The organism is Gracilibacillus thailandensis (assembly GCF_010994055.1).
GTDB lineage: Bacteria > Bacillota > Bacilli > Bacillales > Amphibacillaceae > Gracilibacillus > Gracilibacillus lacisalsi.
On record NZ_WJID01000001.1, the window covers coordinates 18,843 to 32,026 of the forward strand.

General features: G+C 39.5%; 8 protein-coding genes. 2 read left to right on the forward strand and 6 right to left on the reverse strand.

Annotated elements, in window-relative coordinates; genetic code table 11:
* Window positions 1–117 precede the first annotated feature (117 nt).
* From lacZ to GH715_RS00080, 5 genes are read right to left on the reverse strand one after another with little or no spacing between them, the layout of a single operon-like run.
* Complete coding sequence (lacZ, locus tag GH715_RS00060; protein ID WP_153833865.1) at window positions 118–3,240, reverse strand: beta-galactosidase, LacZ type; 3,123 nt, start codon at window positions 3,238–3,240, stop codon at window positions 118–120.
* Between the two features lie 18 nt (window positions 3,241–3,258).
* Complete coding sequence (locus tag GH715_RS00065; RefSeq protein WP_153833864.1) at window positions 3,259–3,882, reverse strand: bifunctional 4-hydroxy-2-oxoglutarate aldolase/2-dehydro-3-deoxy-phosphogluconate aldolase; 624 nt, start codon at window positions 3,880–3,882, stop codon at window positions 3,259–3,261.
* Window positions 3,883–3,903: 21 nt separating this feature from the next.
* Entirely contained in the window at window positions 3,904–4,857 is a 954-nt protein-coding gene (locus tag GH715_RS00070; RefSeq protein ID WP_153833863.1) for a sugar kinase, read from the reverse strand.
* Between the two features lie 11 nt (window positions 4,858–4,868).
* Window positions 4,869–6,017: a galactonate dehydratase gene (dgoD, locus tag GH715_RS00075; protein WP_163578361.1), complete on the reverse strand. Its 1,149-nt coding sequence runs from the start codon at window positions 6,015–6,017 to the stop codon at window positions 4,869–4,871.
* A 19-nt stretch (window positions 6,018–6,036) separates the two neighbouring features.
* Window positions 6,037–6,801 carry an IclR family transcriptional regulator gene (locus tag GH715_RS00080; RefSeq protein ID WP_153833862.1) on the reverse strand — a complete coding sequence of 255 codons (765 nt, stop codon included), beginning with the start codon at window positions 6,799–6,801 and terminating at the stop codon, window positions 6,037–6,039.
* A 419-nt stretch (window positions 6,802–7,220) separates the two neighbouring features.
* On the opposite strand from GH715_RS00080, the gene GH715_RS00085 reads away from it, so the two are divergent.
* Window positions 7,221–8,072 carry an AraC family transcriptional regulator gene (locus tag GH715_RS00085; RefSeq protein WP_153833861.1) on the forward strand — a complete coding sequence of 284 codons (852 nt, stop codon included), beginning with the start codon at window positions 7,221–7,223 and terminating at the stop codon, window positions 8,070–8,072.
* 629 nt (window positions 8,073–8,701) lie between these two features.
* On the forward strand, window positions 8,702–10,834 hold the full coding sequence (locus GH715_RS00090) for a glycosyl hydrolase 53 family protein (RefSeq protein ID WP_153833860.1): 2,133 nt from the start codon (window positions 8,702–8,704) through the stop codon (window positions 10,832–10,834).
* A 286-nt stretch (window positions 10,835–11,120) separates the two neighbouring features.
* On the opposite strand, the gene GH715_RS00095 is transcribed toward GH715_RS00090, so the two are convergent.
* On the reverse strand, window positions 11,121–13,172 hold the full coding sequence (locus GH715_RS00095) for a beta-galactosidase (protein WP_153833859.1): 2,052 nt from the start codon (window positions 13,170–13,172) through the stop codon (window positions 11,121–11,123).
* Between the last annotated feature and the right edge of the window lie 12 nt (window positions 13,173–13,184).

Below are 13,184 nucleotides of genomic sequence, written 5' to 3' on the forward strand. Positions count from 1 at the left end.
GTCCAGTAAACCTCAAAAAGTGTCCAGTAAATGCTTAAAAGTGTCCAATAAACTTCTGAAAGTGTCCAGTAAATGCCCTAAAGTGTCCAATAAATCTCCAAAAGTGTCCAATAAAATTTATAAGCTATTTGACAATATCGTTTTGACTAGATGGCTGGGATCCTCATTAGATGAAAAAGGGATAAAGCGAACAGTAAACGCAAAGTCCTCTGCACGTAATTGATATTTATCTAAAACATCTGGACCACAGCTGGCGGAACCTAAGCCATGCTGTTTATAGTCAATATTTAACGTAAGATTCTCCTGTCTGATCAGCTCATATGTATGTCTTGCTTGATCAATATTTTCCATATCATAACGATGGACACTAAAATCAAAGGTTGGCTTTCCTGTCACCAAAAGTCCACTTCCAGATTCACGATATAGAGACATCCATTTTACTTGATGGCGATTGCCATTCTCTTGTGGGACAGCATAATTCGTAAATAGCTGATCGACTGTACTTTTCCAAACACCGAAACGATTAGCCTCTTTACTATCAACATAAGCTTCACCAGGCCCTCTGCCATCCCATTGCACATGATCAAGCGCGTCTGGCACTTTCATTTGCAAGCCAATTCTGGGGAGAGTATCTGGAGTATCTCCTTCAAATTGGCCAGTAACCGTAACTTGAACATCTCCACTGGCATAGACATCATAGGTATAAGTTGTTAAGATCGCCCATGCTAATTTAGGTGGGGCGATTCTTACTTTTGCTATTATCTGTACTTGTTTATTATCATCTGCAGTTCGATAGCTAAAATCATCAAGTCGATGCTGTAACCAATGTAAACCATATTTCTGCCAGTACGCTTTATTGCTGACAGGCTTCCACTGGTTTGTTTCGTAAATATCATTATCTATTAACGCACGCCAAAAATTTAATTTCGGGGCGCATTCAATAACTTTCTCCCCAAGATAATTCCATCCTTCGACAAGACCTGTAATCTTGCTGAAAGAAACGTCGAATTCATTTCCTTGAACATGTAATTGGTTATGTCCATCCACTATAACAAGTCTACCTGATTGCAGTCGCTCCACTGCTGGCTGTGTTACTTTAACAGGTATCTCAAATTGGGACCAGGCAACCTCATAGCCTACACTCGCCCATTCGGTATCCTTCGCTAATACTGCTTTTACATGAAATATATACTTGGTATGAACGAATACATTTTCAGGTGTAGAAAAATCGATCTGGACCTCTTCCTTAACTTCTGGCATAATTCCAGAAAGAGCTACTGATCCACTTTCGACAATGTTGCCATCTGCTTCAACTGTCCATACTAATTGCAGATGACTTAAATCGATGAAGTCATATCGATTGGTTACGGTTACTGTTTTGCCCAGCCAGTCAACAGCACTTATCTTCACCGGTTCTAATATTTTTTTATACTCATGTAATGCTGGTGATGGTGTATGATCAGACATGACTAAGCCATCGATTACAAAGTTGGAGTCATTCGGCTCGTCTCCAAAATCTCCACCATAAGCAAAATATTCTTCTCCCACTTCCGTTGTTTTGCGGATGCCGTGGTCCATCCATTCCCATACAAAGCCACCTTGGAGTCTAGGATAACGATAGAATGTTTCCCAGTACTCTTTTAGTGCACCAGGACTGTTCCCCATCGCATGGGCATACTCACAAAGAATATGCGGTGTTTGCAGAAAATCCTTTTTTCCTAACCGTTCTAAAATATCGATATCGGTATACATTGTCGTAAAAACGTCAGAAGATACCGGGTCTTTTTCCGGGTCCATATTACTGCCATTCATAATGGTGCGACATTCACCTTCGTAATGGACAAGACGTGACGGATCGCGCTCTTTTGTCCATTGATACATGGCATCATGATTCTGACCGTAGCCTGATTCATTTCCTAACGACCACATAATGATCGATGGATGGTTTTTATCGCGCTCCACCATCCGAATTATCCGATCAAGGTAGGCTTCCTGCCATTCTGGATCATCACTAATCAAATGAGGCTGCCCAATATATTCGAAGCCGTGACACTCTAAATCTGCTTCGTCAATGACATACAATCCATACTGATCACACAATGCGTAAAAACGCGTATCATTTGGATAATGGGCTGTTCTCACAGCATTGATATGATGGCGTTTCATCATTTTAACATCTTCAACCATCCAGTCATATGGGACAGCTTTACCGAAATCAGGATGATGATCATGGCGGTTAACTCCTTTTAATTTAATTGCTCTCCCGTTAACTAGTAACAAACCATCTTTTAATTCAATAGAGCGAAAGCCGACTTTTACCGGAATAACCTCGATGATTTGATCATCTTTTTTTAATATAATGAACAACTGGTATAAGGATGGAGTTTCTGCACTCCATTTCAATGGGGCTTCTACTTCAATTGTTTGTACACTTTTCTGTTGATCAATAGTTGCTTCTGCCTGCTTTACTAATGACCGTTCTGGATGATATAACTGATATTCTATGTTGTAGTTTTCAGTCGGCAACTCATTCAGTACTGTTTCGATGTTTAACTTCGCATGATGGTAGTCTTGATCCAACTCCGTTTCTACAAAAAAGTCTTGCACATAACAGGATGGACGAGCTAGTAAATAAACATCACGGAAAATGCCGCTCAGCCACCACATGTCCTGATCTTCGATGTAGCTGGCATCTGACCATTGGTATACTTTCACGGCAATCGAATTCTGACCAGTTTGGACGTAATCCGTCACATTAAACTCTGCAGGAATACGACTTCCTTGACTGTATCCAACTTCCTTGCCATTGATAAAAAGGTGAAAAGCACTGTCTACTCCTTCAAAGCGGAAAAAGATATGTTGGTTCTCCCAATCTGGATCTATATAAAAATAGCGACGATAAATACCAGTCGGATTTTCCGTCGGAATTCTCGGTGGATCAATCGGGAATGGATACTGCTTGTTCGTATAATGTGGAATCCCATAACCTTTCATTTGCCAGTTAGACGGTACAAATAACTCATCCCAATCACTTGCATCCCTTTCGCAAACATCCTCAGGTACTTGTTGAGTTGTTTCAAAATAGGCGAATTTCCAGGTGCCATTAAGTAGCTGAAAGCGATCGGAATGGCTTCTTTGATTGGTCCAGGCTGATGCTTGATTTGCATAAGGAATATAATATGACCTGGCATTTTCTCGGTTTCGTTGTAAGACGGACAGGGTCTCCCAGTCTTTCGTCATCTTGTTCACTCCATTCCTCTAAACTTTTGCCACAAATTGTTTTGCTCTTTGTGTTAACGCTTGTAAATCCTCTTTAGAATATGTCCGTTGTTTTTTCACTAAGGAACTGCCTAATCCTGCTGCCACTGCGCCTCCCTGAAAATAAGCAGATATATTATTAAGGTTGACCCCACCTGTCGGCATTAACGGAATATGTGGTAATGGCCCTTTTATGTCTTTGATATAGGTTGGCCCTAACACTGTTGCAGGAAAGACTTTGATAAGATCCGCACCATTTTCATAGGCGGTTAAAATTTCTGTTGGGGTCATGGCTCCCGGAATACTGACAATTCCGTACCTTTTCGTTAACTTAATCGTATCTATGTCAACGGTTGGAGAAAAAATGAATTGCGCGCCTGCCATAATTGCTGCCCGAGCCGTTTCCGGATCTAAAACGGTTCCCGCACCAATGATGAGCTCTTGATCAAATTCTTTACTTACCTGTTCTATAGCATCTAATACATTCGGCGTATCGACCGTAATCTCTAATGTTCTAATTCCTCCTTGATGAAGTGCATGTGCTACATCAAGAATATGTTCTGGTGGTACTCCGCGAAGTATTGCGACTAATTTATGCTGATATATACTTTGCAAGACATCCATTAACCATGAACTCCTTTCGTATTACCTGCTCACATCTGCTTTTGTATCCTGAACAAACCGTTCCATTTCTTCGATATCGGGCAATCCTTCTACATCACCATTCACCATCGTTACCATTGCACCTATGGCATTAGCCCTGGCTAGCGTCTTTTCAAGCGGTAGTTTTTCCAGTAGTCCAGAAATCACTCCTGCGGCAAATCCATCCCCTGCGCCAATGGGATCAACGACACGTTCGATCGGATAACCAGGAACAAAACCCTGTTCCTCTTTTGTAAAAAAAGAGGCTCCTTTACTACCTTGTTTAAGGATGACAACCTCCGCACCGTTTTCAAGAAAAAGACTACCATACTGCTCAAGTTCATGTTGACCAAATAAATACGCTGCTTCACTTACTCCAGGTAGAACAATATCGACTTCCGCTGCAATCTCTAATAACACTTGTCTTGCTTTTTCTTTCGATCCCCATAATTTCTCGCGAATATTTGGATCAAATATAATCGTTATGTTATGTTTCTTAGCGTATTCAATCGCTTGTTTGACTGCCTGATAGCAGCTTTCACTCAATGCTGGCGTAATCCCGGTCAAATGAAGATACTTTGCACTGGCAATATAATCTTCATTGATATCAGTTGGACTTAATTTACTGGCAGCAGATCCAGCACGATAGTAATAGACACGGACATCTTGTTCACTTCTTAGTTCTTTAAAATAAAGGCCAGTCTGTGTTTGCGAATCAATTTTCACTTGTGAAGTATCTATCCCTTCTCCTCGAACAAAAGAAATAAGTGCTTTCCCTAATTCATCATCGCCTACACGACTTATCCAACCAGCTTGTAAGCCAAGACGGGTAACACCGATTGCGACATTTGTTTCTGCTCCAGCAAATTTGCGAGAAAATTGCGAAGCATAGCGCATTTTCCCTGTTGTATCAGGTGTAAAAAGAGCCATTGCTTCCCCGATCGTTACAACGTCCATGAGCTCCCTCCTTACCATTCTGCTACCGTTCCATCTTGATGACGCCACACAGGATTTCGCCATCTGTGTCCTTCTTTTGCCATTTCCTTTACTTTTTCTTCATTGATTTCAATACCAAGACCTGGTCCTTGAGGAATTTTGACGTGTCCGTCTTGGTAATCAAATACGGTTTTGTCTGTGATATAATCTAGTAAATCATTCCCTTGGTTATAATGAATGCCTAGACTTTGTTCCTGAATAAACGCGTTGTGAGCGGTTGCATCCATTTGTAAACAAGCAGCTAAAGCAATCGGACCTAGTGGACAATGTGGTGCAACAGCAATATCATACGCTTCTGCCATCGAAGCAATCTTTTTCACTTCTGTAATTCCGCCTGCATGAGATAAATCTGGCTGAATAATATCTGCGTAACCGGATTCAAATAACGGTTTGAAATCCCAACGAGAATACATTCTCTCACCAGTCGCAATCGGAATGCTTGTATGTTTCGTTATTTCTGCTAATGCTTCATTATTTTCTGGCAAAACGGGCTCTTCGATAAACATCGGACGAAATGGCTCCAGTTCTTTTGCCAATATTTTAGCCATTGGTTTATGAACACGCCCATGAAAGTCAATACCGATACCGATATAATCTCCGACCGCCTCACGTACAGATGCAATTCGTTCGATAACGCTATCAATTTTTTCATAACTGTCTACATATTGTAGTTCTTCTGTTCCATTCATTTTTACAGCAGTAAAACCTGCTTCCACTACTTTTTTGGCAGCCGCCCCTACATCACTCGGGCGATCCCCGCCAATCCAGGAATAAACACGAATCGAGTCACGACAGGCACCACCTAACAGTTGATAGGCTGGAGCTTTAAAGTATTTCCCTTTAATATCCCATAATGCTTGATCAAGGCCAGCAATCGCACTCATTAAAATCGGACCACCACGGTAAAAACCAGCGCGGTACATCACATTCCAGTGGTCCTCAATTTTTAGAGGGTCCTTTCCTATGAGAAAGTCAGCCAATTCAAGTACTGCTGCTTCCACTGTTGCAGCCTTTCCCTCAACTACAGGCTCTCCCCAACCTGCAATACCTTCATCTGTTTCCACTTTGACAAAACACCATCTTGGTGCTACAACAAATGTTTCGATATTGGTAATTTTCACTCTCCAACACACCTTTCAGCTATTTTTTTATATAACCTAATTTTGCGGATATCTGTTTACTTTGCGTTAAAATAGCTTGTGCTAAATCCTCTTTAATCCTTTCGTTTGTTACTCGATCAGCAGGTCCTGCAATACTGATAGCAGCAACAACATTACCATCATGATCATAAATCGGAGCTGCAATACAACGAATACCTTTTTCATGTTCCTGTTCATCGATTGCATATCCTCTATCTCGAATTTCCCTTAATTCTTTTTGCAGATTGGCTTTATTGGTAATCGTGGTCTCTGTAAATTTCGCCAGTCTTTTTTCTGCAATTAAATGATCTATTTGCTCTTCTGTGAAGCCTGAAAGTAGTGCTTTTCCTACCCCTGTACAATGCATTAATGCTCTTCTTCCAATTTGGGAATACATTCTTAATGTGTGATCACTTTCCACTTTATCGATGTAAACGACTTCATTACGATCATGAATACATAGGTGCACTACTTCACCTGAACTTTTAGCTAGAATGTGTAATGCTTCTTTCGCAACCTTCCGGATATCCAGTTGATTTAACAAGGAACTCGCTAAAACGAGACATTGAATACCAAGCCTATAATGACCTGTCTGTTCATCTTGTTGTACATAGCCATTTGTCATTAATGTGCTTAACAGGCGATGTACAGTGCTTTTTGCTAGTGATAATTCTTTGGATAGATTCGCGATACTTAAACCTTCCGGATATGCTGATAATATTTCTAAAATAGAAAGCGTTCGTTCAACTGATTGAACTTGGGACATAAATACTTCTCCTTTTAATTTGTTTCGTATTATGGAACGGTATTCTTTCTTGTGGAACACTTTAATTCTACCTGTTTATATGTAGATTCGTCAAGTGGCTAATCGCAAGGGCAAAATGCTGTTCTCATGAATAGTTATTCTTCCGTGCTCCTAATGGTACGTTTAGTCAAAAAATGTTGGAGCTTTTTTAGTTGAAATAATATTGATAGATTTTGTCAAAACACTTATTGCTTCATTGTTTTTAAGGTATGATGAAAACAGTTTCATAATAGGAGGGGAACATTATGTATAAAAAAATAGACGCTGACGAGCACTAAAATAGTAAGCGAATTCATTGCTGATGAAGATTATTTTACCTACCATGGCTGTAAAAAAACAGATGAATAGTATTATCAATTTACCCAAAGAGTTGGTGAACAATGTATAACAGAAAAGTTAGATATGAGTACATTTCAATGGAAGAATCATTCCCTTTATTCGTGGAGAGTATAGGCTACAACCCATATGAACAGGATTTTAATAGACCTGAGGGTTACCCCTACTATCACTGGCTGCAAACAGTTGAGGGCAATGGGCGTTTTTCATTTCATGGTCAAGATTATCTCTTATCTAAAGGCAAAGGAATTTTATTAAAGCCATATACACCTCATATGTATTATTCATTAGGAAAAAAGTGGTCTACCATTTATATTACTTTCGGCGGAAAATCAGCTGGGTCTATATTGGACGCTTTAAATATGAACCATTCTAGTATATATACAGAATTAAGGGAATTACAGGTAGAAATCATGATGCAAGATATGCTACAGAAAATGAAGCTAGATTCAGAGTTTTCTAAGATAGATTTATCAATCTACCTGTATAAATTTTTACTGAATTTAAAAAAGTATGGAAGGATGAATAGCCAATCTTCCTTATCTTATCTTTATGATAAAGTAAGGAAAATTGTAGATTGGCTTGAAATTCACTATGCTGAGGATATTACTTTAGATGAAATGGCAATGCAATTAAATGTAAGCTCCCAATATTTAAACAAATTGTTTCAAAAGACGTTTCAAATAAGTCCCTATACATTTTTAATCCAGCTAAGAATTAGAAAAGCAAAGGAAATATTGCTACAGAACCCTGAAGTACCTGTAAAAAATGTCGCTATCCTTGTGGGATTCAATAATCTTAGTTACTTTATTTCTACCTTCAAAAAGAGAGAAGGCGTCACCCCTAAGAAATATAAAGATATGTACGGAAAAAACAATAGGATGACCGTAAAATAATAAGAAGTAGTTTTTAAATTTATCTGCAATCATTCTAAAAAATAGTATTTAATAGGAGTGTATCGCTCTAAAATATAGTCAGAATGTTAAGTGGATATAGAATAATAAAGAAATGTACCGTATGCCCATATTAAAGGCCAACTTTCGCGAATGGAAAGTTGGTCTTTTTATTGTTTTTCATAAGCCTCATCCGTGCAATAGCAATTAAGTAATTTCGTAAGTTTCATATATTTATATTTCGTGTAGAACATCGTTGTACACCATAATAAAAAAATAATATAGATTAATAACAACTTCTTCTAGTTTTCTATTTTTTTATAAAAGTATAACCTTTTTCTTTGCAGCATAAGCAAAACTACACTACGTCTACCATCTTTCATTAAACTTAATTTGTTACTATGAGAAACTCGCAGGAAAACATTTGCTATTAAAGCTAGTTAAAGAATTCTAGCTTTAATATACCCTAAACAAAGGGAGAAAACATAGTTTCCATTAAAGACGGAAAGGAGGCTGTAGGATCCGTACTTTATGTAATGTCCTGCATTAAAGATGTCAATAACATAGCAGATTATCTCACTTTTGTAGTTTAGCTTTTATGATTCCTTGATAAAAATAGGAGGTTACATGCAATGAAAAAATACTCATTTGTAAAGAAAGCAACGGTACTCACCATGGCTGTAATGCTAGTTGGGTCAATTTTTTTTAGTATGCCCACTGCTGCGTATTATGGAAATGCAGATATTTCACCAGCATATACTAACTTAGCAACGAAGAACTGGGTATCTACTGATTCAGGAACAGGAGATGCTAGTTTAGCTGTTGATCAAGAGGAAGCTACTTATTGGGATGCTGGCTCCGTGTCCGAAGACAGTTGGATACAGATCGATCTAGGTGGAACTTATCCGGGGATGAAAAAAGTGGAGGTTGTTTTCCCAACACTGGCTGGTGAATATAACTATAAGCTTGAAGGATCTAGTGATGGAGAGCAGTGGATTACGCTTTCCGATCATTCTGAAGAGCCAATAACAGGAGGAGAAGACGTTCTTATTCAAAATACTCTAGAAGTAAGATATTTGAAAGCAACACTATTAAATGTTTCAGATGATGCCATTGCGGGAATTTCAGAGATTCGCGCAAATAATTATCTTCTAAAGGACAATTTTACGGTTGGAGCAGATTTATCTTGGGATACGGCTTTTTTAAATAATACGTATACTACAGATAGTAATACAGATGTACCATCATCTGACGGTCGCATGATTGGTACGATGCAGGAAACAGGAATGACATCTGCTAGATTCCGAGTTTGGAATGAACCAAGATCCGAAAATACAGGGGAACCAGTGACACAAGTTGACGGAAGTATGAACCCAGAGGATACACTAAACAAGTCTTTATACGCAGATGAACTTGGTATGAACGTAGGAATTGACTTTCACTATTCGGACAGTTGGGCAGACCCAGGAAAACAGATAAAGCCAAAAGCTTGGAAGGACTTGCCGTTTGATCAGCTAGTAGAAGCAGTGTATGATTTCACCTATGAAGTGACAGCGGATCATGTAGCCGCAGGAGTTACTCCCTATTATGTCCAGGTGGGAAATGAAATTATTAACGGAACACTTTGGGGTGCGGAAAAGGTTCCAACAGGACTTGAACCAAGGTATGCGAAAGAAGACCCTACTTATACTGCTCAACCAGGTGGTGAACTGTTATGGGAGTATTGGGGGTCAGATGATCCAGAAGAACAAGCCGCCTATGATGAGGCGTGGGACCGATTCACAGCAATCGTGGATGCTGGCTTACGCGCTACTCAAGATGCATCTCCTGAATCAAAGACTAAAATCCATGTGATTGTTGGTACAAATCGATTAGCAAAAACACAAGAGTTTTGGCGCCAGCTAACGACAAGACTGAAGGATGATTATCAGAATAATTTTGATATCATGTCCATTTCTTATTATCCTGAATGGCATGGTACGATGGCAGATTTAAGTAATAACTTACATGCGTTTGCAACAGAGTTTCCTTCATATGAATTAGCAGTGTCAGAAACTTCTCATAGAGCGTCTGGAGGTCCTTCAGATTCTGGATATCCTAACTCCATACAAGGTCAAGCAGACTTCATGATCGATGTGATGCGGACTGCCAATGATACGATTAATAATGCCGTGTCCACTATATTAGTGTGGGAACCAGCGATTTGGCAATCCATGTTTACTCCAAAAGGTGATGGGTGGTACGAAGCAAATGATTCAACACGGGTGTTCCATGCAGCATTCAATGATTTTATTTTGAAAACGAATGACTATCTCTTGACCTCACTATACGAGGTGCCAGCATTGCCGGATACTATCGAGGTATTAGATATTGAAAACGACACACTCGTGGATACTGATGTGATATGGGAGGTAGTCGAAGAAGAAGATTATTCCACTCTTGGATCTTTCACTGTTCAAGGTACAACAGAACATGGTGATGTTACTGCACATGTTGCTGTAGTGATGACAGTGGAGGTATTGCAGCGTTTAACAAATGAAAAGATAGAATCAGGCGACCTATCCGGACCATTAGTACAACAATTAGAAAATGCATTAAAGCAAGTAACACATCACTTAGAAAAAGGGTCAAATAAAAAGGCTAGTAAATTCTTAGAAAACTATTTATCTCATCTGAACCGTAAGGCAAATAAAAGAAATGTTTCTCCAGAGGCAAAGCGAGTTCTTACGGAACATGCGGAGTTAATGCTACAAACCTTGAAATAACAGTTACTTCTCTATAAAAATTGTGATGCCAATGGTTCTCCTATAATAAAGAGCCTGGGACAAAAGAGTAATCAAATAGGAGAAGTCCGAACATTGATGTCTGAGTCCACGTAACGCTTCTGCAAAAAGCGGCGCGGACTCAGTTAACTGTGTAAAAAAGGAAACTTCACACGATTGATCTTCTGAGAATTTCACAGGAGTCTGTATATGTTGTCTACACTTTATTTAGGTTGTTCGGATTCTCGTTCTACCTATTTAGCTATGTCTCATCCTCTTTAAACTCGTTTTATTTTTTCAATACTTTAACACCGAACCCATCCAACGAGACAGTTCCTAGTACTTCAGTGTTTGTAAGCAAATCTCGATAAGTCTGACCACTCAAGTTAATATCTTTTATCTGATTTGAAAAGTTCATTAAGAACAAGAATTCGTTTGTACCATCTGTACGAACCTGAGCGCTAACGTCTTTTGGTAATAAGCCACCAGTCGCTCGTTTCAATGATAGCTGATCTGCTAACTTTTCAAAAAAAGCTCGATGGAATGTCTGATCATTTCTCGAAGCAATATAATAGGCTTTTCCATCACCATATTGATTCACTGTAAGTGCAGGTCTTCCTGCATAAAAATCACTGCCATACTGCGCTAATGCTTCCGCGCCTTCTAAATGGATTAAATCACACAATTCTTTTGCTTCAAATTCACCACGTAAGTTTAATTCATTATTGCCTACTACTTTAATGCGATTAGTTTCGCCATCATATAAACCATCGATTTCTTCAGACCAGATTCCTAATGTTTTACGTAATGGACCTGGGAAGCCACCAAGGAAACAAAGGTCATTTTCATCGACAATCCCGGACCAGTAAGTCGTAACAAAAGTCCCGCCATTTTGGACAAATTTTTCAATATTTTCTCCGACTCCAGATCTGACCATATAGAGCATTGGTGCAACCACTAATTTGTATTTAGAAAGATCTTTCGCCGAATCAATGACATCAACGGCGATACCTTGCTCCCAAAATGCCTGGTAATGCTCTGTCACGGTACGTTCATAATGAACACCTGCATTACGTGGTCCTTGGGCATCTTTGACTGCCCAACGATTTTCGGTATCAAAGATAATTGCCACTTCTGCATCAACCGTTGTCCCTACTACTTCATCTAATTTAGCTAGGCCATCGCCAAGCTCTTTCACCTCTTGGAAGACACGAGTATGCTCATGCCCTGCATGGTCGACTACCGCACCGTGGAACTTCTCACTGGAGCCACGGCTTTTACGCCATTGGAAGTATTGAACGGAATCAGAGCCATGTGCTACCGCTTGTAATGATGATAAAACATGCATACCTGGCTTTTTCAGCTTACTGATCGGCTGCCAATTCGTTAAACTTGGCGTGCTCTCCATTAATAAAAATGGCTTGCCATCTTTTAAAGAACGGAACCAGTCATGGTTCATCGCTGTATAAGCAGCAAGATAGGACGCATCTTGCTGATCATGCCATGTTGGATAAGAATCCCATGAGATCACATCGATATCATCAACAAATTTTGCGTAGTTTAATCCTTCAAATGTTTCCATAAAGTTTGCTGTTGCTGGCATATCAGGTTTAACTGCTTTTAATGGCTTTACTTCATGACGATAAAAATCTAATGTTTGATCCGTGACAAAACGTTTCCAATCAAGGTTTTGGCCATGAACCATTGTTTCTCCGTGTGGTGCAGGAGATTCCACTTGAGACCAACTCGAATAAGTATGACTCCAAAACGTTGTCCACCATGCATCATTTAATGCATCTAATGTTTGATACTTTTTCTTGAGCCATTCACGAAACGCATCTTGACAATAATCACAATGGCACTCCCCACCATATTCGTTGGACACATGCCAGCCGATTACTGCTGGGTGATCAGCATAGCGTTCTGCCAATTTACTATTCATTACCTCTACTTTTTCTCGATATACAGGTGATGTAAAGCAATGATTATGGCGCATTCCGTGCAGATTTCGTACACGGTTAGCCCCTACTCGTAATACTTCTGGATACTTTTCCGACATCCATGCTGGTCTTGCACCACTCGGTGTCGCTAAAAATGCATAAATCCCATTTTCGTGAAAAGTATCCAGTAATTTATCCATCCACTCAAACGTAAATCTTCCTTCTTCAGGCTCTAATTTCGCCCAGGAAAAGATCCCAACGGACATCACGTTACAATTAGCAAGCTTCATTAAGCGAATGTCTTCTGCTAATACTTCAGGATATTTCTCCCATTGCTCCGGATTATAATCTGCACCATGGAGCATTTTTGGTATTTTGTCGCTTACCGGGTTAAATTTCATTTGTTCTCACCT